17 protein-coding genes and 1 pseudogene are annotated in these 20,571 nt (G+C 60.1%); 12 read left to right on the top strand and 6 right to left on the bottom strand.

Annotated features, from left to right (window positions below; all coding sequences use genetic code 11):
* Positions 1-256 precede the first annotated feature (256 nt).
* The 4 genes from ASB65_RS14010 (at position 257) to thrS (ending at position 3,717) form a co-directional block, all read left to right on the top strand.
* Positions 257-703, top strand: a complete 447-nt coding sequence (locus ASB65_RS14010; protein WP_026364143.1) for an iron-sulfur cluster assembly scaffold protein — start codon at positions 257-259, stop codon at positions 701-703.
* Positions 704-706: 3 nt separating this feature from the next.
* On the top strand, positions 707-1,066 hold the full coding sequence (gene yidD / locus ASB65_RS14015; RefSeq protein ID WP_003508065.1) for a membrane protein insertion efficiency factor YidD: 360 nt from the start codon (positions 707-709) through the stop codon (positions 1,064-1,066).
* Positions 1,063-1,587: a DUF1697 domain-containing protein gene (locus ASB65_RS14020; RefSeq protein ID WP_060724314.1), complete on the top strand. Its 525-nt coding sequence runs from the start codon at positions 1,063-1,065 to the stop codon at positions 1,585-1,587. The genes yidD and ASB65_RS14020 overlap by 4 nt, the downstream gene beginning before the upstream one ends.
* A gap of 126 nt (positions 1,588-1,713) precedes the next feature.
* A complete protein-coding gene (thrS, locus tag ASB65_RS14025; RefSeq protein ID WP_060724315.1) occupies positions 1,714-3,717 on the top strand; it encodes a threonine--tRNA ligase in 2,004 nt (667 codons plus the stop codon).
* Positions 3,718-3,976: 259 nt separating this feature from the next.
* Here thrS and ASB65_RS14030 read toward each other — a convergent pair whose 3' ends face one another.
* Complete coding sequence (locus ASB65_RS14030; RefSeq protein WP_060724316.1) at positions 3,977-4,957, bottom strand: hypothetical protein; 981 nt, start codon at positions 4,955-4,957, stop codon at positions 3,977-3,979.
* 109 nt (positions 4,958-5,066) lie between these two features.
* Between ASB65_RS14030 and ASB65_RS14035 the strand changes: the two genes are divergently transcribed.
* From ASB65_RS14035 to ASB65_RS14045, 3 genes are all read left to right on the top strand, one after another.
* The gene (locus tag ASB65_RS14035) at positions 5,067-5,648 is read left to right on the top strand and encodes a nitroreductase (protein WP_060724317.1); all 582 of its coding nucleotides are present in this window, start codon (positions 5,067-5,069) and stop codon (positions 5,646-5,648) included.
* Positions 5,648-6,259 (top strand): flavin reductase family protein, encoded by a 612-nt coding sequence (locus ASB65_RS14040; RefSeq protein ID WP_020809325.1) that lies wholly within the window; start codon positions 5,648-5,650, stop codon positions 6,257-6,259. Before ASB65_RS14035 ends, ASB65_RS14040 begins: the two co-directional genes overlap by 1 nt.
* A 111-nt stretch (positions 6,260-6,370) precedes the next feature.
* Positions 6,371-7,525, top strand: coding sequence for a DUF2336 domain-containing protein (locus tag ASB65_RS14045; protein WP_060724318.1), 1,155 nt, complete (start codon positions 6,371-6,373; stop codon positions 7,523-7,525).
* Positions 7,526-7,748: 223 nt separating this feature from the next.
* Here ASB65_RS14045 and ASB65_RS14050 read toward each other — a convergent pair whose 3' ends face one another.
* Positions 7,749-8,183: a hypothetical protein gene (locus ASB65_RS14050; RefSeq protein ID WP_060724319.1), complete on the bottom strand. Its 435-nt coding sequence runs from the start codon at positions 8,181-8,183 to the stop codon at positions 7,749-7,751.
* A gap of 106 nt (positions 8,184-8,289) precedes the next feature.
* On the opposite strand from ASB65_RS14050, the gene ASB65_RS14055 reads away from it, so the two are divergent.
* Entirely contained in the window at positions 8,290-8,745 is a 456-nt protein-coding gene (locus ASB65_RS14055; RefSeq protein WP_003508080.1) for a GNAT family N-acetyltransferase, read from the top strand.
* 249 nt (positions 8,746-8,994) lie between these two features.
* On the opposite strand, the gene ASB65_RS14060 is transcribed toward ASB65_RS14055, so the two are convergent.
* Complete coding sequence (locus ASB65_RS14060; RefSeq protein WP_060724320.1) at positions 8,995-10,233, bottom strand: AI-2E family transporter; 1,239 nt, start codon at positions 10,231-10,233, stop codon at positions 8,995-8,997.
* A gap of 231 nt (positions 10,234-10,464) precedes the next feature.
* Here ASB65_RS14060 and ASB65_RS14065 point away from each other — a divergent pair, with 231 nt between their 5' ends.
* Positions 10,465-12,198: an ABC transporter ATP-binding protein gene (locus ASB65_RS14065; protein WP_060724321.1), complete on the top strand. Its 1,734-nt coding sequence runs from the start codon at positions 10,465-10,467 to the stop codon at positions 12,196-12,198.
* Positions 12,199-12,221: 23 nt separating this feature from the next.
* Here the strand turns inward: ASB65_RS14065 and ASB65_RS14070 are convergent, their stop codons facing one another.
* A complete protein-coding gene (locus ASB65_RS14070) occupies positions 12,222-12,449 on the bottom strand; it encodes a hypothetical protein (protein WP_003508088.1) in 228 nt (75 codons plus the stop codon).
* A 466-nt stretch (positions 12,450-12,915) separates the two neighbouring features.
* Here ASB65_RS14070 and ASB65_RS14075 point away from each other — a divergent pair.
* The 3 genes and pseudogenes from ASB65_RS14075 to arsK all read left to right on the top strand — a co-directional run bounded on the left by ASB65_RS14075 (position 12,916) and on the right by arsK (position 15,939).
* A pseudogene (locus ASB65_RS14075) lies at positions 12,916-14,241 on the top strand (Nramp family divalent metal transporter).
* A 128-nt stretch (positions 14,242-14,369) separates the two neighbouring features.
* On the top strand, positions 14,370-14,738 hold the full coding sequence (locus tag ASB65_RS14080) for an ArsR/SmtB family transcription factor (RefSeq protein ID WP_020809330.1): 369 nt from the start codon (positions 14,370-14,372) through the stop codon (positions 14,736-14,738).
* The gene (gene arsK / locus ASB65_RS14085; RefSeq protein WP_173992186.1) at positions 14,704-15,939 is read left to right on the top strand and encodes an arsenite efflux MFS transporter ArsK; all 1,236 of its coding nucleotides are present in this window, start codon (positions 14,704-14,706) and stop codon (positions 15,937-15,939) included. Before ASB65_RS14080 ends, arsK begins: the two co-directional genes overlap by 35 nt.
* Positions 15,940-16,124: 185 nt before the next feature.
* On the opposite strand, the gene ASB65_RS14090 is transcribed toward arsK, so the two are convergent.
* Positions 16,125-19,943, bottom strand: coding sequence for a vitamin B12-dependent ribonucleotide reductase (locus tag ASB65_RS14090; RefSeq protein WP_060724324.1), 3,819 nt, complete (start codon positions 19,941-19,943; stop codon positions 16,125-16,127).
* Positions 19,933-20,064: a hypothetical protein gene (locus ASB65_RS29105; protein WP_020812850.1), complete on the bottom strand. Its 132-nt coding sequence runs from the start codon at positions 20,062-20,064 to the stop codon at positions 19,933-19,935. The genes ASB65_RS14090 and ASB65_RS29105 overlap by 11 nt, the downstream gene beginning before the upstream one ends.
* Positions 20,065-20,571 lie beyond the last annotated feature (507 nt).

The following is a 20,571-nucleotide window of genomic DNA, read 5'->3' on the forward strand; positions in this document are numbered from 1 at the left end:
CGCACCTGAATTCGTTTTTCATCGCGAACATTTGTTCGCAGTTGCTGCTATCTGGTTGTTTTACAGCATTTTGGCAAGACCGATGCTGTTATTTCGGTATCGGAGCCGTTAATTTCATCACGGCTTGATGTCCAGAAAGCTCGTTAGCATATAATGAGAATGAAGGGCAGGAAAGCTTCACTGCGACAAACGCTGTGTTTGAAAAATTTGACCTGTCCTGTTTTTGGGCAATCTTGAGCGCGCCGGGCACCTGACGATGGACGACATCTACAATAATCGCATTCTGGACTTTGCCGGGAATATTCCGCTGACGGGTGTTCTTGAAGATGCCGACGCCAGCGCCGAAAAACACTCGCGCCTGTGCGGCTCTAAGCTCAAGGTTTATCTGAAGGTCGAAGGCGGCATCGTGACGGCGTTTTCCCACGAGGTGCGTGCCTGCGCGCTCGGCCAGGCCTCCGCCTCCATCATGGCGCATCACATCATCGGCGCTTCCAGCGGCGAAATCCGGCAGGCGCGGGAAGACATGCTCGCCATGCTGAAACAGGGCGGCGAAGGGCCGGCGGGCCGTTTCGAAGATATGCGGGTGCTTCAGCCCGTGCGCGATTTCAAGGCGCGCCATGCCTCCACCATGCTGACCTTTGAAGCGGTGGTCGATGCTCTCGACCAGATCGAAGGCCGGCCGGCTTTGAACGCCGCAGGTTAGGTGATGTGCGGCGAACCGGGCTGCCGGCATCAGCAGACGGCGGAAAAAGCGGGCCGATCCCGTAACTGGGCGGGCAGCTTTGCCAAAACGCCGGGGCGGTTGTTTGGTGTCGGCCTTATCCGGCTTTATCAATTGACGCTTTCCGGCTTCATCGGAAACTCCTGCCGTCACATCCCCACCTGTTCCGAATATGGCTATGAGGCCATCGCCCGCCACGGGCTGTGGGCCGGCGGATGGATGACCCTGTTTCGCGTTGCGCGCTGCGGCCCTGGCGGCACGAGCGGACTGGACCCGGTGCCGGAAGCGCTCGGCAGCACGAGGCGCTGGTGGGCGCCGTGGCGTTACTGGAGCCTGCATCGATGAAGGATCACGTGGCGCTGCTGCACAGCATCGTCCTTGGCGCGGGCAAGCGGCTCATCATGGCCGATCTGCGCGCAATGGCTGAAGAACTGGGATTTGCCGAGTGCCGGACGCTTGTAGCCACCGGAAACCTGGTCTTTCGTGCGGAGGATGCTCCAGTTCGCGAGATTGAGGACAGGCTTGAACGCGCCTTCGAAAAGCGTTTCGACAAACATGTCGATATCATGGTTCGCCCGGCTCGCGACTGGCTGAAACTGGCGGCTGAGAATCCGTTTCCGGATGGCAATCCATCCGATGTCTGCGTTCGGGTGATGCGCGAACCGCTCGGCGAGGACGTTCTCGGATTTCTCGAAAAATATCGCCGGCAGGAGAAGATCGCCGTGATTGGTGGCGATTTATGGATCGATTTTCTGGGAAAGCCGAGCGAGAGCCGGCTTCTCCCGGTCCTGACCACCAGGAGGCTCGGCATAGGCACGACCCGCAACGCCAATACCGTCAATGGTCTCGCGGAAATGCTTCGCTGAACGACCCTTCACCTTTGACTGGAATGGCAAAAGCCTTTATCAGGCTGCCTGTCCGTTTTCAGCGGGCAGATCATTATTCCAACACCACCCGCATTCGTTGGCGGGACTGGACAGGAGCACTAGACGATGTCTGAAGCCATTTCCCTTACATTTCCCGATGGATCCGTCCGCAGCTACGCCCCCGGCACGACCGGCCGCGAGGTTGCCGAATCCATTTCCAAATCGCTTGCCAAGAAGGCCGTCGCCATTGCGCTTGACGGCACCGTGCGCGATTTGTCCGATACCATCACCGATGGCAAGATCGAGATCGTCACGCGTGAAGACAAGCGTGCGCTGGAACTCATCCGCCACGATGCCGCTCACGTCATGGCCGAGGCCGTGCAGGAGCTTTGGCCCGGCACGCAGGTGACGATCGGCCCTGTCATCGAGAACGGCTTCTATTACGACTTCGCCAAGAACGAGCCCTTCACGCCCGAAGATCTGCCGAAGATCGAAAAGCGCATGAAGGAAATCATTCAGCGCAACAAGGCGTTTACCCGCGAAATCTGGTCGCGCGAAAAGGCCAAGGAAGTCTTCGCCGCCAAGGGCGAGAATTACAAGGTCGAGCTGGTTGATGCGATCCCCGAAGGTCAGGACCTGAAGATCTATTACCAGGGCGACTGGTTCGATCTTTGCCGTGGCCCGCATATGGCCTCCACGGGGCAGGTCGGCACCGCCTTCAAGCTGATGAAGGTGGCGGGTGCTTACTGGCGCGGTGACAGCAACAATGCGATGCTGTCACGTATCTACGGCACCGCCTGGGCAACGCAGGAAGAGCTGGACAATTATCTGCACGTTCTGGCCGAAGCCGAAAAGCGCGACCACCGCCGTCTCGGACGCGAAATGGACCTGTTCCATTTCCAGGAAGAGGGGCCGGGCGTCGTCTTCTGGCACGGCAAGGGCTGGCGCATGTTCCAGACGCTGACGGCCTATATGCGCCGACGTCTCGCCAATACCTATCAGGAAGTCAACGCGCCGCAGGTGCTGGACAAGTCGCTGTGGGAAACCTCCGGTCACTGGGGCTGGTATCAGGAAAACATGTTCGCGGTGAAATCCGCCCATGCCTTCACCCATCCCGATGACGAGGAAGCCGATCAGCGCGTTTTCGCACTGAAGCCGATGAACTGCCCGGGGCACGTGCAGATCTTCAAGCATGGCTTGAAGTCTTACCGCGAAATGCCCGTCCGCCTTGCGGAATTCGGCACCGTGCATCGTTATGAGGCTTCCGGGGCCCTGCATGGCCTGATGCGCGTTCGCGGCTTCACGCAGGACGATGCGCATGTCTTCTGCACGGAAGAGCAGATGGCGGCGGAATGCCTGCGCATCAACGACCTCATCCTCTCCGTCTATGAGGATTTCGGTTTCAGCGAAGTCGTCGTCAAGCTCTCCACGCGCCCTGAAAAGCGCGTCGGTTCCGACGATCTCTGGGATCGCGCCGAAAGCGTGATGATGGATGTTCTGAAGACCATCGAGGAGCAGTCTGGCGGCCGCATCAAGACCGGCATTATGCCGGGCGAGGGCGCTTTCTACGGGCCGAAGTTCGAATATACGCTGAAGGACGCCATCGGCCGTGAATGGCAATGCGGCACGACACAGGTGGACTTCAACCTGCCGGAACGCTTTGGCGCCTTCTATATCGACCAGAACTCCGAAAAGACGCAGCCGGTGATGATCCATCGCGCCATCTGCGGCTCGGTGGAGCGCTTCCTCGGTATTCTCATCGAGAACTTCGCCGGCCACATGCCGCTGTGGTTTGCGCCGCTTCAGGTCGTCGTCGCCACGATCACCTCGGATGCGGACGATTACGGCCGCGAGGTCGCCGAAGCGCTGCGCGAGGCGGGCATGGCGGTTGAGACCGACTTCCGCAACGAGAAGATCAATTACAAGGTCCGCGAGCATTCGGTGACCAAGGTTCCGGTCATCATCGTCTGCGGCCGCAAGGAAGCGGAAGAACGCACCGTCAACATCCGTCGTCTCGGTTCGCAAAACCAGACGTCGATGTCGCTCGAGGAGGCCATTACAAGCCTCGTGGACGAGGCGACGCCGCCGGACGTGAAGCGCAAGCTTGCGGCGAAGAAGCAGGTTGCGTGAGAAATGACAACGGCCCCTTCGGGGGCCGTTTTTGTTTGTGAACGATGTGCTGTAGCAGCGCTATGATTGGCAGAGGGCGGGGCATCCGCACTCCGTCACCCCGGACTAGATCCGGGGGCCAGTGCGATCAAGTCCTTGATCGCGAAAGACTCGTCCCTCACGGCGCAGACGCGCCGTGGCTGGATGCCGGATCTAGTCCGGCATGACGGAAGAGAAGTTTCGGACGTTATCGCTGGCGTCGCGGCCGGCTCAATCAGACTTACTCGAAATCCCCGGTCATATCTTCCGGCGCCTGATCCTTCATCAACACTTCCCCATCCGAATCCCGGCCCGACGTGACCTTGAAGTTACGCTGGTAGACCTTTTCCTTGTTACGGGCGATGGCGGTATATTCGCCTTCCGCCAGAACCATGGTCGAAAACGCGCTGACGCTTTCGTTCACCACATCGCCGCCGCCGTTCAGCACGGACCAGGCCGTATCGGCAATGGCTTCGCCACCCTCTTCGGACACCAGCTTGAGGGTGATCTGCGCGGCCTGGTGCTGCAGCGTCGCTTCTGTCAGCTTGCCGGCTTCCACCTGAATGTCGGCGCGCACCACCGCATTGACGTTGCCGTATTCGGAAACCACGTGATAGGTGCCGGCATTTAGCCGCACGATGGTGTTGGGCTTGATATCGGCCATGACGAGGCCGCGTTCGCCATCCGGCCGGGCGTCCGACGAATAGACGGAAAATTTGAGCTGGGTGCCGGAAATCTGCTTGTCGGACCCTGCGACCGCGTTCAGCACGAAGCCGCCGGCATCGAGAATCAGCACCTGTTTCTGAACGTTGCCGGACGTTGGGATGTTGAGTTTCTTGGTGACGCCGGCGCGGCCGAAGGCGACGTTGACGAAATATTCGCCGGGTACCAGATTGAAATGGGCCGAGCCGCCCTCGGAGCTTGCCAGCATCGGCAATTTGCCGTCAGCGCCGGGAATGGGGCTGAAAACGCGCCAGGACAGGCCTTCTTTCACCGCCTCGCCTTCGCTCGTCAGCTTGGCTTCCATGGCGATATCGCGGGCGGTGCTTGCGGGGGCATTGGGTGCGGAAGGGGCGGTGAAAGCGTTGAGTTTCGGCATTTTCGGCGTGCCGCCGAGTTGCTTGAAGTCTTTAAAGGCATCCTGCGAAAAAGCGGCCTGTGATAAAAGACCAAGCGCAGCACATGCAATGGCCAGACGTGCCGCGATTTTGATTGCCGACATTTTCGATACCGATTGACTTCTTGATTTTCCCGCATCACTTCAAAACCAATGCCATGGCTATTTCAAGGCCCATGTTTCGCGATGACAGCAGAATGGAAGATTTTTGATCATGACAAGTGATATCAAGCTCCTCGATTATCTCAAGGCTCGCCGCTCTACGCCGGCCCTGCAACTTGCTGAGCCGGGACCTTCGAAGGGGCAAATCGAGGAAATCCTGCGCCTTGCCGTGCGCGTGCCTGACCATGGCAAGCTCGCGCCGTGGCGTTTCGTGGTTTATCGCGGCGAGGAGCGTGTGCGTCTCGGTGAAACGGCGCTGAGGATCGCGCTTGAAAAGAACCCGGAACTGGACCTACAGCAGCAGGAAGCGGAGCGCACGCGCTTCACCCGCGCGCCCGTCGTCATCGCCGTCATCAGCACCGCCAAGCCGCATTTCAAGATCCCGGAATGGGAACAGGTCATGTCCGCCGGCGCAGTGTGCCTCAACGTCATCTTCGCGGCCAATGCCAGCGGTTTTGCCGCGAACTGGCTAACGGAATGGCTTGCTTTCGACCCGGCATTCCTTGCTGAGACCGGCGTCGGCGGGGAAGAGAAGGTCGCGGGCTATATCCACATCGGCTCAACGACATTCCCGCCGGTGGAGCGGCCGCGGCCGGAGCTTGCCGATGTCGTCACCTGGGTCGGGGACGTCTGATGTTCTACACCACGGACACCAACCAGCATGGCCTGCCGCATGATCCGTTCAAGGCCATCGTCGCGCCGCGTCCGATCGGCTGGATCGGCTCGAAGGGCAGGGACGGTTCCATGAACCTCTCGCCCTATTCCTTCTTCAATGCGATTTCGGACCGGCCGAAGCTGGTCATGTTCTCGTCCAGCGGCAGGAAGGACAGCCTGCGCAATGTCGAGGAAACCGGTGTCTTCACCGCCAATCTCGTCAGCCGCCACCTGGTGGACCGGATGAATGCGTCTTCTGCGCCTGTCGCCTATGACGTCGACGAATTCGCCCTTGCCGGCCTTACCGCCGTCGACGGGCGGGTGGTGGACGCGCCTTTCGTCGGCGAAGCGCTGGCTGTTCTGGAATGCCGGGTGACGCAGATACAGCAACTCGGGGATGTCGACGGCAAGCCGACGGATTCGTGGATGGTGATCGGGCAGGTCATGGCGATCCATATCGATGAAACGATCATCCGCGATGGCCGCATCGACATGGGCCTGTCGCGCCCCGTCGCGCGCATGGGCTATATGGATTACTGCGATGGCGGCAGCGATGTATTCCAGCTGCAGCGCCCCTCTACTGCGCCGTAAATATAGTCCTTCTTCGGATGCGGTTAATTTTTATGGTGAACCAAACGTAAACCATTTGCGCCTAGAGTTTTATACATGGTGGCGGCGATGATGCCGCCATCCATTGTATGAATGTGTTTCGAGGCTCAGGTGATCGTACAGGCATTTCTTCGCTGGTCTGAAAAGGCTGGATCGACCGAGCGGGCGAAAGCTGCCAATGCGCTCGGCCGTGCCTATCTGCAGTCCGACATGGCGCGGGAAAACCGCGATGCCGCCTATATGGCGATGACCTATCTTCTCGATGACCCTTCACCGCGTGTGCGGCTGGCGCTCGCCGAAGCGCTGGCGGATGCCCAAGACGCACCGCGCGCCATTCTCGTTTCGCTTGCCGAAGACCAGCCGGAAATCGCCTGCACGGTGATTGCCCGCTCGCCGGTTCTCAGCGAGGCCGACCTGGTTGATCTCGCCGGGCGCGGCGAAAGCCTGACGCGCGCGCTCATTGCCGCAAGGCCCGGTCTGCCGCGCGGGGTCTGCGCCGCACTCGCCGAGGTCGGCGATCTGCCCGAAACTATCATCCTGCTCGAAAACGACGATGCCTTCATCACGCCGTTCTCGCTGCGTCGCATTGCCGAGCGCCATGGCCGCGACGCCGATATTCGCGACCTCCTGCTGCGCCGCGAGGCGTTGCCGGCCGATGCGCGGCACCTGTTGATGGGCCGCATCAGCGAGGCGCTCGCCGGCTCGGCGCTGGTTCACGCGATGATCGCGCGCAACCGTGCCGACAGTATTTTTCGCGAGGCGGAAGATTCAGCTACCATCCTCATCGCATCAAGCGTTTCCTCACCGGAACTGCCGGCGCTGGTGGAGCATCTGCGCCAGCGGCTGGAACTGACGCCGGCGCTGCTCATCCACGCCGTCTGTTCGGGCCGGCTGGAGTTCTTCACAGCGGCGATGGTCAATCTCTCCGGTCTCGATGACCGCAAGGTGCGCGCCATTCTGGCGACGGGGCGGCCGCACGCGCTGAAGGCCCTGTTCCAGTCCGTCGGGCTATTTGGCGATGTCGTCGACGTCTTCATCGAGGCGACGCTGATGTGGCGCCGCGCCGCCCGCTCGCAGCTTTCTGAGGCGGCAGCCTCCGTCTCAGCCGAGTTGCTGGCGCATTTCCGCGACGTCAACGGTTCCGAGACGTTGTTCGAACTGCTGCATGCCGTGCGCAAGCTCGCCATCGCCGAAGAACGGCAGAAGGCGCGGTATTATGCTGAAGCGCTGACGTTCGAGGCGGCGTAAGGTTGGGGGTTCCGCGGGTGCATCTTCTCACCCTCATTCCTGTGCTGGTCACAGGAATCCAGCCAGCCCAAGTCCTTGGGCTGAAAAAACTCCTTGCGCCGCGCAGACGCGCGTCGACTGGATTCCTGTGACAAGCACAGGAATGAGGGCCGTGGGCGCTTTCCTGTCAGAGGAAACCTCTGCATTGCAGCGGCAAAGAAAGCTGGCGTGGCATTTCCCGCAATCACTTATCGAACCGCTTGGCGATCCACGAATAGCTGTTTTCGACCATCCTTACCGGCGTTCCCAGGAGGTGCTTTATGCCTTCTGTGGACGGCAGGATACGGCTGACGCGGCCGATCGCCTGCCTGGTGAGGCTCTCTTCTTCCTTCGGCGTTACCTCTGCGGTCGCCTGCTGCGTTCCGGCAGGTGCTGCCGCGGCGGGAGGCTGCGCGCCGGGCGTATTGCCCGCCGTCTGCGGGGCCTGCTCGCCCGGTGTCTGGCACACGGCCACCACGACCGGGTAGGGCGCATTGGCGTAACGCTCCAGCTCCTTTTCCGACACGGCGTCACATAGCTCGATGCTCGTCCAGCGCTGCTGCGAGGTGGCGATGTAATGGCAATCGGTGGCGCTGTCGTCACAGCCAAGGAAGGTCATGAGAACGAGGGCTGTTTTCATGGGGTGTGTTGCCTCTGTCGGGAGTAATGCTCTAGAAACTCATCTATCCCGATTGCAGTGACATTACGACGAAATACGCATTTTTATAGAGAAGGCAGGCATCGCATTGGCCACCGAAATCAAGCTTGAAACACCACGGCAGGACGCGGTTCTGCGCCTCATCGATCTCTCCAATACCTATATGGCGTCGCTTTACCCCGCCGAGAGCAATCATCTGGTCGATATCGGCCAGCTGGAAAAGGACAATGTCTCCTTTTTCGTGGTGCGACACGATGGCCGCGTGGTCGGCTGCGGCGCGCTGGTGGAGGCGGGTGATGGCACGGCGGAGGTCAAGCGCATGTTCGTTGATCCCGAGGCGAGGGGATTGCGCATCGGCAAGCTGATCATGGATACGCTTGTCGCGCGCGGTACCGAACTCGGCCTTTCCGCCATCCGGCTGGAAACCGGGATCAGCCAGCCGGAGGCGATCGGCCTTTACCGCAAGGCGGGGTTTGTGGAGATCGAGGCCTTTGCGCCCTATAAGCCTGACCCGCTCAGCCTGTTCATGGAAAAGGTGCTTTAAGGCGAAGGCACCGATCGGTCGGATGGGCTGGCGATGGGACTGTTTGAGGTATAGCCGCAGCATCCGCCCACGTCACCCCGGACTAGATGCGGGTCCAGCGCGATCAAGTCTTTGATCGCGGAAGACTCTTTCACTGCGCAGATGAGCCATGGCTGATGCCGGTATCCAAGCCCGGCATGACGAAAGAGAGGGAAGCGGCCTTGGCCTGTGGCGCTCCACGTCATCGCCGCTCACCGCAGGCTTCACCAATCAAAAAGCAGCTTTCCGAAATGCCGTCGTTTCCTCGCTATCCTCTTCGAGCGCAGCAACCTCATCAACGGGATCGGCCTCTGTTGGCGGCGGGGGCGGGGCCTCGGTGGTGGCGGCGGCGGACAGTTCCACCTCGCGCACCCATTCGCGCCAGATTGCCACCAGCAGCGCCATCAGCACCGGGCCGATGAAGAGGCCGAGGAAACCCATGGTCTTGACGCCGCCGACAAGGCCGAAAAAGGTGGGCAGGAACGGCAGCTTGATCGGTCCGCCGACGAGTTTCGGCCGGATGGTCTTGTCGACGATGAAGAGTTCGACCGAGCCCCAGACGAAGAGCGCCAGCCCGTGGGCGGGCGAGCCACTGGCAACCAGATAGATCGACACCAGCGTAAACGAGAGCGGCGCGCCGCCGGGAATGAGCGCCATGACGCCGGTCAGCACGCCGAGCGTGACGGGCGAGGGCACGCCGGCGATCCAGTAGGCGATGCCGAGGATGATGCCTTCGCCGATGGCGATCAGCGTCATGCCGGTTACGGTCGAGCTGATGGTGGCGGGCACGACCCTCGAAATGCGTTCCCATCGTGTCGGCAGGATGCGTTCGCCCACCAGATCGACCTGACGGGTGAAGCCTGCGCCATTGCGGTAAACGAAGAACAGCGCGATCAGCATGAACAGCAGGGTCAGCACGAGATGGAACGCGCCGTTGCCGGCGGCGAGGATCGCCCGGTAGATATTGCCGATATTGGCGCCGCTGACGAGCTGGATGAGCTCGCCGATGGCGCCCGGCGTGCCGATATATTTCACCCATTGTTCGCCGAGCCAGGGGCCGACGGCGGGAAGGGCGGCGATCCAGTCCGGCACGGGCGCGCCCGTCTTGTTGACGTGTACCGCCCAGCCGAACCATTCGCGGATTTCGGTTGCCGTATAGGAGGCGGCGATGAAGATCGGCACCACGAGGAAGGCAATGATGAGGATGATGGCGATGGTGGCACCGAGCGTCGTGTTGCCGCCCACCTGCCGCAGAAGCCGCGTATAGACCGGCCAGCTGGCGAAACCGATGACGAGGGCGGCGAGAACCGGAACCAGAAAGCCGTTGAAGAAATAGATGCCCGCAAGGACGACCAGAAGGAGCAGCCAGCGCGCAGCCGAAATAGGCGGGATCAGGGCGATCCGCGTCGGGCTGGCGGGACCAAGCCATCTCGGTTCGCCACTGGGCTTACGGCTGTCAATGTTACTCACGGCAGGCTCTTTCTCGCATTCTCCCCGCAAGGGGTGCATTCACTCTGTCACACCGATACATATAAGTGCAATATAACCCGATCACATTACCGTTGTGTGTTTATTGCTGAACCTATTGAACGATTTTGGTAAAAATAGAACATCGGTCTTGGCGCGCGCATTGAAATATGACAATTAAACTCCGTTTTTATTGCGGCGTAAGGTTGCCGCGCCCGATCTCCAGGTCATGCCATGCTGCGCCGTTTCTTCGCCTATTACCGTCCCTATCGCGGTCTGTTCATTCTCGATTTTTCCTGCGCGGTTTTGTCGGGCGTACTCGAACTTGGCTTTCCGATGGCCGTGAAGACCTTTGTTGACGTGCTGCTGCCGGGCGGTGAATGGGCCATCATTCTCGCCGCTTCGGTCGGGCTGCTCGTCATCTATGTGCTGAATACCGGGCTGATGGCGACCGTCACCTATTGGGGACACATGCTCGGCATCAATATCGAGACCGACATGCGGCGTCTGGCTTTCGATCACCTGCAGAAGCTCTCCTTCCGTTATTTCGACAACCAGAAAACAGGCCATCTGGTCGGGCGGCTGACGAAGGATCTCGAAGAGATCGGCGAGGTGGCCCATCACGGCCCCGAAGACCTGTTCATCGCCATCATGACCTTCATCGGCGCCTTCCTGCTGATGCTGTCGGTGAATGTGCCGCTGGCGCTCATTACCGCCGCCGTCGTGCCCGTCACCGCTTGGGTGACCAGCCGTTACGGCGGCCGCATGACGCAGAATTTCCGCGCGCTTTATGGCCGTGTGGGGGATTTCAATGCCCGTATCGAGGAAAATGTCGGCGGCATGCGGGTGGTGCAGGCCTTCGCCAACGAGGACCACGAGCGCGCGCTGTTCGAGAAGGACAACCAGAAATACCGCCGCACGAAGCTCGATGCCTACAAGATCATGGCGGCCAGCACCTCGCTGAGCTACATGAGCATGCGGCTGACGCAGATGATCGTGATGATCTGCGGCGCATGGTTCGTGCTGACGGGCGGTCTCACGGAAGGCGGCTTCGTTGGCTTCCTGCTGCTGGTCGGCGTGTTTTTCCGCCCGGTGGAAAAGATCAATTCGGTCATCGAGACCTATCCGAAGGGCATTGCCGGTTTCCGCCGCTTCACCGAACTTCTCGACACAGCGCCTGACATTGTCGATGCGCCTGATGCGGTGGACGCGCCGCTGCTGCGCGGCGATATCGAATATCGCCATGTCGGTTTCGGTTATGCCGAGGGCAAGCAGGTTCTCACCAATATCGACCTGAAGATCAGCGCCGGCGAGACGGTGGCCTTCGTTGGTCCTTCGGGCGCGGGCAAGACCACGCTCTGCTCGCTTCTGCCGCGATTTTATGACGTTACCAGCGGCGCGATCACCATTGACGGCATCGATATCCGACAAATGAAACTCGCTTCGCTGCGCAACCAGATCGGCATCGTGCAGCAGGATGTCTTCCTGTTCGGCGGCACGATCCGCGAGAACATCGAATATGGACGGCTTGGCGCATCGGATGCGGACATCATGGAGGCGGCGCGGCGCGCCCGTCTCGATGGCGTCATCGAGGCCATGCCGCTCGGGCTCGACACCGTCATCGGTGAACGCGGCGTTAAATTGTCCGGCGGCCAGAAACAGCGTCTCGCTATTGCCCGCATGTTCCTCAAGAACCCGCCGATCCTCATTCTCGACGAGGCGACCTCCGCGCTCGACACGGAAACCGAGCGCGCCATCCAGCAATCGCTGACCGAGCTTGCCAAGGGGCGCACCACGCTCGTTATCGCCCACCGGCTGGCGACGATCCGCGATGCCTCGCGCATCGTGGTGGTGGACCAGACCGGCATTGCCGAAACCGGCGCCCATGCCGAGCTTCTGGCCGCCAAGGGCCATTACAGCCGCCTGCATGAGGCGCAGTTCAGCGGCCATCTTGCGGGGTTGAGCTGAGAGCGGCGCGTTTGCGCCGCAGCTTACCCGCCGTTCTCTGCTGCCTGTTCTTCCACGATGCCGGGGTTTGGCTCCGGCTTGCCGGGATGGCTGGTGACGAGATAACCCATGGCAACCGCGGCGGCGACGATGAACAGCAGCACGATGCCGCTGATCGTCATCAGCCAGTCGCGCGGCCTTCGATACGCCATGATATATTTCGGCCATCGGCTCGGATGGTTCACCAGGCTGAATTTATGGCCATGTCGCATGAACTTCCCCGGTATTAGAGTGTTCCTGAAATATAAACGCAGACAAGTGCGGCGCTGTTCCGCAAGGGCGGAGCAGGGGCGATGACAAGGCCGTGAGCCCGGCTGGCTGTAGCTCCGTCGTCTACACCTGTCGGCACGGCGGTTTCCGTATTTGCTACTACCCTTTCTCATCCGACCTCCGTCATTCCGGCCCTGAGCCGAAATTCAGCAGAGGCGCGTCTGCGCGGCGAGACGAGTCTTTTCAGCGGCAGGATCTGGGCTGGGCACTGGCAAGGGTCGGAAGGACGGGAAGGAGGGGTGTCGGCCCCCCAACGGGAACGTGGAGGTGCGCCGGATTGCGTTCAAACCGTACAGGTTCCCCCGGCACCGTCTGCATGGCTGCAAAAACTCCCCTTGTCAGCCGCTATTGCTTATGCGAATGATTTGCAACTGCACCAATTCAACCTTCCCTTTGAAAGCGCATAAAATGGACAAGCCAGTCTTTGGATGGCGATGAAACGGCGACGACCTCTCGTTATCCGACGTTCACAGTTCGATCAGGATCAATCCGAATGCCGGCACGTTTCGCCGGGCGATGGCGTTTTTCGGCCCCGGATATCTCGTTGGCGTCGGTTATATGGATCCCGGGAACTGGGCGACGTCGCTCGCCGGCGGATCCAAATTCGGTTACACGCTGCTGACGGTTGCGCTGGTCTCGAACATCATGGCGATTGTGCTGCAATCGCTTTGCGCGCGTCTTGCGATCGCATCCGGCCGTGATCTTGCACAGGCCTGCCGTGACGCCTATCCGAAACCGGTGGCAATGGTGCTCTGGCTGCTCGCGGAAATCGCCATTATCGCCACCGATATTGCCGAGGTCATCGGCACGGCCATCGGCCTCAACCTCATCTTCGGCATTCCGCTCGAACTCGGCGTCCTCATCACCGCGCTCGATGTGTTTCTGATCCTCTATCTGCAGAAGCTCGGCTTCCGCTGGGTGGAGGCGCTGGTCATCACGCTGCTTGGCGTCATCGCCGTGTGTTTCGCCATTCAGGTGGCGCTGGCTGATCCCGACTGGGGGCAGGTGATCCTCGGTTTTGCGCCGACGACTGAGATCGTCACCAATCCTGATATGCTCTATCTGGCGCTCGGTATTCTCGGCGCCACCGTCATGCCGCATAATCTCTATCTGCATTCGGGCATCGTGCAGACCCGCGAAATCGGCGAGACAGTTGCCGAAAAACGCGAGGCGCTGAAATTCGCCACCCTCGATTCCACCATCGCGCTGATGTTCGCCCTGCTCATCAACGCCTCGATCCTCATCCTCGCAGCGGCGACCTTCAACAAGACCGGGCAGACGAATGTCGCCGAACTCGGTGAGGCGGATAATCTGCTCGCGCCGCTGCTCGGCCTTGCCATTGCGCCAACGTTGTTCGGCGTGGCGCTCTTATGCTGCGGCATCAATTCCACCGTCACGGCAACACTCGCCGGCCAGATCGTGATGGAGGGTTTCCTCAAGATGCGGCTCGCCCCCTGGCTGCGCCGCCTCATCACCCGCGCCATCGCCATCGTCCCCGCCGCCGGCGTCACCATCTTCTATGGCGACAGCGGCACGGCCGAACTCTTGATCCTGACGCAGGTGGTGCTCAGCCTGCAACTCTCCTTCGCCGTCTTCCCGCTCGTCATGTTCACCGCCGACCGGACGAAGATGGGCGAGCTGCGCTCGCCGCTCTGGCTTTCGGCCTTCGCCTGGCTGATCGCGGTGGTGATTGCGGCGCTGAATGTGAAGCTGCTGGTGGATTTTATGGGATGATAGAGGGGGGCGGGCCGCGCCTTTTCGAGGCGCGGCTGCCGCATCCCGTACGACGTCGACATAATCGTCTTGTCGGCCTCGATAATCTGCGTTATCCATCGATACAATAATTCAAGGATTGTTGAAATATGGATGAGCGTCAGGCCCTGCTGTCATTTTCGGCTCTCTCGCAGGAGACCCGTCTGTCCATCGTGCGAGCACTTGTTATCGCGGGACCTGAAGGATTGGCCGCGGGCGTGATCGCCGAGCGCATGGGCGTCTCGGCAACGAATGTGTCGTTCCATCTCAAAGAGCTGGAACGGTCTGGTTTGATCTCACAGCGACGCCTGTCGCGATCGATCCTCTATAGCGCGAGCTACGATACTCTGGCGTCCCTCGTGAAATTCCTGATGGAAGACTGCTGCGCCGGGCATCCGGCCGTCCGGGAGGATGTCGAGCGTGGCAACAGCTGCCACCCTGCCGATGGCCGTGCTGAAGAGGGCAACATCGTTGCGTGATTTCAGGGCGTCTGCGGCCACCGTTTCTGCGCTCGGCCTTACACAGATCGTGGGTTATGGCACCCTCTATTATAGTTTCAGCATCCTTGCGCCCGGCATGGCGAAAGATCTGGGCCTGACGCTTTCTCAGGTGTTTGCGGTTTTTTCGGTGTCCCTTTTTATCGGCGGTCTTTCGGCAACCTATATCGGTAGGCAGATGGACCGGATCGGCGCCGCAACCATGATGACAATCGGTTCGTTTCTTGCGGCATTGACACTGGCGCTCTGCGCTTTATCGCCCTCGGTTGCGATCTTTGCCGCTGCGGTCATCCTGCTCGAAATATCCTCCGGTATGGTGCAATATCAGGCGGCGTTTGCGGCTCTGGTGGAAAACAATCCTCGTTCGGCGTCCCGAAACATCACCTATCTCACTCTCATCGGTGGTTTCGCATCGACCATTTTCTGGCCGATCTCGGCTGCGTTAGCCGTCCACCTCGATTGGCGGGAGATCTATCTCGTCTTCGCGGGACTTAATCTTTTTCTTTGTATGCCGCTTCACTTCTGGATTATGCGCGCAGGAAAGACGGGATCGAGTGCCGACACGACGAGCCGCGCGCGCGAGACCGTCGTGGGTGCGCTCCCTTCGCATACGAGACGCCGTGGGATGATCTTGGTCTCCTTCGCTTTCGCGATACTGGGTTTTACTCTCTCCGCCATCCTCGCCCATATGGTGCCGATGCTTGGAACCGTGGGGCTGGGAGCGGCTGCTGTCGTGATCGGCTCTCTTTTCGGTCCGGCTCAGGTTCTCAGTCGCTTGATCAACATGATCTTCGGCAAGAGCCTCCCGCCGCCAGCACTTGCGGTGCTTTCCGCTGTTTTAATCGTGCTGGGCATATTGATCCTGCTGGTGACAGCCAGCTGGCTACCGGGGGCGGTTGCCTTCGCCATCTGCCTTGGTCTGGGCTCAGGCATCAACAGCATCGCACAGGGAAACCTGCCGCTCTATCTATTCGGATCCGAAGGCTATGGGGCAATTACAGGAAAGATGGCAGCCGCTCGGCTTGCGGTGGGTGCCGGCGCGCCGTTCGTCTTTGCGGCGCTTACGGAGAATCTTGGCTTGAGCTTCGCACTGACGCTTAACGCGTGTCTCGGGCTGGTCAGTATCGCCGCATTCGTTGCGGTTGCGGTTTATGCGAAGGCATCTGGAACGCCAACTATTTGATCCAATCGATGTCAGACTAATGGCGCTTCAAGGCCCGTTGCTTCTTGGCCGCTCCGGTGTAGCGGGTCGCAGGTGGCAGGTCATGGTCATTCTAAAAGAAAAATCCGGGCACTTTTCAGTGTCCGGATTTCCATCATTTGCGCAATTGGCCAATTTCAGGTTCCGAGAAACCTTGTTGCCCTTGCTTAGCTGCAGCCGCTCGTCGCACCGCAGGTATCGCACTTCTCGCAAGTGCCATTCCGCACCATCGTGAAGTTCTGGCATTCCGAGCACATGTTGCCGGTATAGCCCTGTGCAATCGAGCGCATGCGGCGTTCGTTTTCCACCTTCTTGGCTTCCGTCTTGGCCGATGCAGCGTCGGCGGCGGCCTTGTCGGAGAAGAGGGCGGTGGCGGTCTGCTTGGTTTCCTGAACCACGTCGTCGATTACCTCTTCGGCAATCTCTTCCGCCAGTTCCTTGGCGCGCTCTTCATAATCGCGCTTGAAGGAGACGATTTCCGAGGTGGAAATCGCGACTGTCGGTTCCAGCTTGCGGGCGGCGGAGCCTGCAAACGAGGTCACGTTGGCCGACGCGCGGGCAGGGGCTGCCGTTGCCGAGCCCTTGGGTTCGGAACCGGCGCGTTCGCCTTCGTTGCTGGAAACCAGCGTCGGCTTGTAACCGCGTGTCCAGCCGGTGGAGAGCAGATTGGTCTTGCCTTCCTGGATACCCTTGCCGAGTGCGGTATTGGAGAAGTCAGACGTATCGACATGGGCGAGATCGTGGCGGCCGAGATAGGAAACGGCGAGTTCGCGGAACACGTAGTCGAGGATCGACGTGGCATTCTTGATCGCGTCGTTGCCCTGCACCATGCCGGCCGGTTCGAACTTGGTGAAGGTGAAGGCCTCCACATATTCTTCCAGCGGCACGCCATATTGCAGGCCGAGCGAGATGGCGATGGCGAAGTTGTTCATCATCGCACGGAAAGCGGCGCCTTCCTTGTGCATGTCGATGAAGATTTCGCCGATGCGGCCGTCACCGAATTCACCGGTGCGCAGATACACCTTGTGACCGCCGACCGTTGCCTTCTGGGTGTAACCCTGACGGCGGTTCGGCAGCTTTTCACGCTCGCGCGAAACCCGCTCGATGACGCGTTCGACGATCTTTTCGGTGATCGTCACGGCCTGCTGTGCGAGCGGCTGCTGGACCAGTTCCTCGACGAAATCTTCGTCGTCCTCATCTTCCACCAGCGAGGCGTTGAGCGGCTGGGAAAGCTTGGAACCATCGCGGTAAAGGGCGTTGGCTTTCAGCGCCAGCTTCCACGACAGCATGTAGGCGCTGCCGCAATCCTCGACAGTCGCATCATTCGGCATGTTGATCGTTTTGGAGATTGCACCCGAGATGAAGGGCTGTGCCGCCGCCATCATGCGGATGTGCGATTCGACCGAGAGGTAACGCTTGCCGATCTTGCCGCAGGGGTTGGCGCAATCGAAGACCGGCAGGTGCTCGTTCTTCAGGAACGGTGCGCCTTCCAGCGTCATCGCGCCGCAGACGTGAACGTTCGCCGCTTCGATGTCCTTCTTGGCAAAGCCGAGATGCTCGAGCAGGTTGAAGCTCATGTCGGAGAGCTGCTCGTCGGAAACCTTGAGCGTCTCCTTGAGGAAGTCGGCGCCGAGCGTCCACTGGTTGAAGACGAACTTGATGTCGAAGGCGCTCTTCAGCGCAGCGTTGACGGCTTCGATCTTCTCATCGGTGAAGCCCTTGGCCTTCAGCGTTGAGGGGTTGATTGCCGGCGCCTGGTTGAGATTGCCATGGCCGACGGCATAGGCCTCGATCTCGGCGATCTGGCTTTCGGAATAACCGAGCGAACGCAGCGCATCCGGAACCGCGCGGTTGATGATCTTGAAGTAACCGCCGCCGGCGAGCTTCTTGAACTTCACCAGCGCGAAGTCGGGCTCGATGCCGGTGGTGTCGCAATCCATCACGAGGCCGATCGTGCCGGTCGGCGCGATAACCGTCGTCTGGGCGTTGCGGTAGCCATGCTGTTCGCCAAGCGCCAGCGCCTTGTCCCAGGCGGCAGTGGCGTGGGCGATAAGGTCCTGATCCGTGCAATCGGCATGGATAAGTGCGACCGGGTTCACTGACAGGCCCTCATAACCATCCGACAGGCCATGGGCGGCGCGGCGGTGGTTGCGGATGACGCGCAGCATGTTGTCGCGGTTCGGCGCAAAGCTCGGGAAGGGGCCAAGCTCGCCGGCCATTTCCGCCGAGGTGGCGTAGGAAACGCCAGTCATGATCGCGGTCAGCGCACCGGCAATGGCGCGGCCTTCATCGCTGTCATAGGGAATGCCCGAGGACATCAGGAGGCCGCCGATATTGGCGTAACCGAGACCGAGCGTGCGGTATTCATAGGAGCGTTCGGCAATCTGGCGCGAGGGGAACTGCGCCATCATGACAGACACTTCGAGCACGACGGTCCACAGGCGCACGGCATGTTCGTAATCGGCGATGTCGATGCGCTTCGTCGCCTGATCCTTGAACTGCAAGAGGTTCAGCGAGGCAAGGTGGCAGGCCGTGTCGTCGAGGAACATGTATTCCGGGCACGGGTTCGAAGCGCGGATCGGGCCTTCGGCCGGCGAAGTGTGCCAGTCGTTCATGGTGGTGTTGAAGTGCAGGCCGGGGTCAGCCGACGCCCAGGCGGCGTGGGAAATCTTTTCCCAGAGATCGCGGGCCTTCAGCGTCTTCATGACCTTGCCGTCCTTGCGGGCGGTGAGGTTCCAGTCGCCGTCGTTCTCGACAGCGCGCAGGAAGTCGTCCTTCAAGGATACGGAGTTGTTGGAGTTCTGGCCGGAAACCGTGAGATAGGCTTCCGAATCCCAATCCGTGTCATAGGTCTTGAACTGGATGTCCTTGTAACCCTGTTCGGCGAACTGGATGACGCGCTTGACGTAGTTTTCCGGCACCATGTCCTTCTTGGCGGCGCGGATTTCGCGCTTCAGGGCAGGGTTCTTGGCCGGGTCGAAGCAATCACCATTGTCAGCCTCGCAATTGACGCAGGCCTTCATGATCGCTTTCAGGTGCTTGGCGACGATCTTCGAGCCGGTCACGAGAGCAGCAACCTTCTGCTCCTCGTTCACCTTCCAGTCGATATAGGCTTCGATATCGGGATGGTCGGCATCAACAACCACCATCTTGGCGGCGCGGCGGGTGGTGCCGCCGGACTTGATGGCGCCGGCTGCGCGGTCGCCGATCTTGAGGAAGCTCATCAGGCCGGAGGAGCGGCCGCCGCCGGAAAGCTTTTCGCCTTCGCCACGCAGATAGGAGAAGTTGGAGCCGGTGCCGGAACCATATTTGAACAGGCGCGCTTCACGTACCCACAGGTCCATGATGCCGCCTTCGTTGACGAGGTCGTCTTCGACGGACTGGATGAAGCAGGCATGCGGCTGCGGATGTTCGTAAGCGGATTTGGACTTGGTCAGCTTGCCGGTGAAGGGATCGACATAGAAATGGCCCTGGCCGGGGCCATCAATGCCATAGGCCCAGTGCAGGCCGGTGTTGAACCATTGCGGGGAGTTCGGCGCAACGCGCTGGGTGGCGAGCATATAGGCAAGCTCGTCGCGGAAGGCGAGGGCATCTTCTTCGGACGAGAAATATTTGCCCTTCCAGCCCCAATAGGCCCAGGTGCCGGCCAGACGGTCGAAAACCTGACGCGCATCGGTCTCGGAGCCGAAACGTTCGGCTTCCGGAACGTCCTTCAACGCCTTTTCATCGGGAACGGAGCGCCACAGGAAGGAAGGAACGTCGTTTTCCTCGACCTTCTTCAGGAACTTCGGCACGCCAGCCTTGCGGAAATATTTCTGCGCCAGAACGTCGGTGGCAACCTGGGAAAACTGCGCGGGAACGTCGATGTCAGCCAGACGGAACACGATCGATCCATCCGGGTTCTTGATTTCACTGACGGCCTTGCGGAAGTCGATCTCCGCATAAGGCGATTGGCCGGGCTTCGTGAAGCGGCGTTCAATGCGCATGGTTTCTGTCCTCGTCCATTGGGCGCCCGGTGGAGGGCGCAAAAATCCGGTCCAGCCGTGCGATGCCTTCGCGCAGCCGGTTGTTGCCGATCTGTAAGGGATGTTCATCCTTGGATGTCATCCCTGTATCTCGTGGCTTATTCGGCTGCAAGCATGTCATGGAATACTAAATATAGTATCAACAGCTTCCTGCCGCCAGTCCTCGCGTCATGTTTTTGGCGGTTTCCGAAAGGCGCGCAAAAGCCTGCGGCGAACCGCCCCCTCATGGTCGGGACCGCCGTTTGGACATGCGCGCTGAAGATGGAGAGGAACCGGCCTCGTTACTTTCCGGTCCGTTGCCGCCGCAACATAAATGTCACTTTCCTCTCGCGGCACAGATTCGTCAAGCCATAGATTGAAACCCATTTTTAACCACAAGATATTGTGTGAAGTGCCTGTGGAAAACGGGGATAGCAAAAGCGATTAGAAAAATCAGTGACTTGGCGGGAAAATTTGAAGCTTGCGCGAGACTGGTTTCCGCAACGGAAAGACAAAACCCCGCATTTCCGGGGTGAGGCATAATGGCGACACTGCGGTTTTTCCGTGTTTTTCCGCCGTCATCAAAGAAGGATTTTCTCCCAAAAAACCG

The organism is Agrobacterium tumefaciens str. B6 (assembly GCF_001541315.1).
GTDB classification, from domain to species: Bacteria; Pseudomonadota; Alphaproteobacteria; order Rhizobiales; family Rhizobiaceae; genus Agrobacterium; species Agrobacterium radiobacter.

Bases quoted from the DNA above. Each gene is read 5' to 3' on its own strand.
- ASB65_RS14070 (WP_003508088.1), bottom strand. From the start codon at position 12,449: ATGCGACATGGCCATAAATTCAGCCTGGTGAACCATCCGAGCCGATGG.
- ASB65_RS14035 (WP_060724317.1), top strand. From the start codon at position 5,067: ATGACAAGTGATATCAAGCTCCTCGATTATCTCAAGGCTCGCCGCTCT.
- yidD (WP_003508065.1), top strand. From the start codon at position 707: ATGTGCGGCGAACCGGGCTGCCGGCATCAGCAGACGGCGGAAAAAGCG.
- ASB65_RS14030 (WP_060724316.1), bottom strand. From the start codon at position 4,957: ATGTCGGCAATCAAAATCGCGGCACGTCTGGCCATTGCATGTGCTGCG.
- arsK (WP_173992186.1), top strand. From the start codon at position 14,704: ATGGCCGTGCTGAAGAGGGCAACATCGTTGCGTGATTTCAGGGCGTCT.
- ASB65_RS14040 (WP_020809325.1), top strand. From the start codon at position 5,648: ATGTTCTACACCACGGACACCAACCAGCATGGCCTGCCGCATGATCCG.
- thrS (WP_060724315.1), top strand. From the start codon at position 1,714: ATGTCTGAAGCCATTTCCCTTACATTTCCCGATGGATCCGTCCGCAGC.
- ASB65_RS14010 (WP_026364143.1), top strand. From the start codon at position 257: ATGGACGACATCTACAATAATCGCATTCTGGACTTTGCCGGGAATATT.
- ASB65_RS14065 (WP_060724321.1), top strand. From the start codon at position 10,465: ATGCTGCGCCGTTTCTTCGCCTATTACCGTCCCTATCGCGGTCTGTTC.
- ASB65_RS14020 (WP_060724314.1), top strand. From the start codon at position 1,063: ATGAAGGATCACGTGGCGCTGCTGCACAGCATCGTCCTTGGCGCGGGC.
- ASB65_RS14080 (WP_020809330.1), top strand. From the start codon at position 14,370: ATGGATGAGCGTCAGGCCCTGCTGTCATTTTCGGCTCTCTCGCAGGAG.
- ASB65_RS14050 (WP_060724319.1), bottom strand. From the start codon at position 8,183: ATGAAAACAGCCCTCGTTCTCATGACCTTCCTTGGCTGTGACGACAGC.
- ASB65_RS14045 (WP_060724318.1), top strand. From the start codon at position 6,371: ATGTGTTTCGAGGCTCAGGTGATCGTACAGGCATTTCTTCGCTGGTCT.
- ASB65_RS14090 (WP_060724324.1), bottom strand. From the start codon at position 19,943: ATGCGCATTGAACGCCGCTTCACGAAGCCCGGCCAATCGCCTTATGCG.
- ASB65_RS29105 (WP_020812850.1), bottom strand. From the start codon at position 20,064: ATGACATCCAAGGATGAACATCCCTTACAGATCGGCAACAACCGGCTG.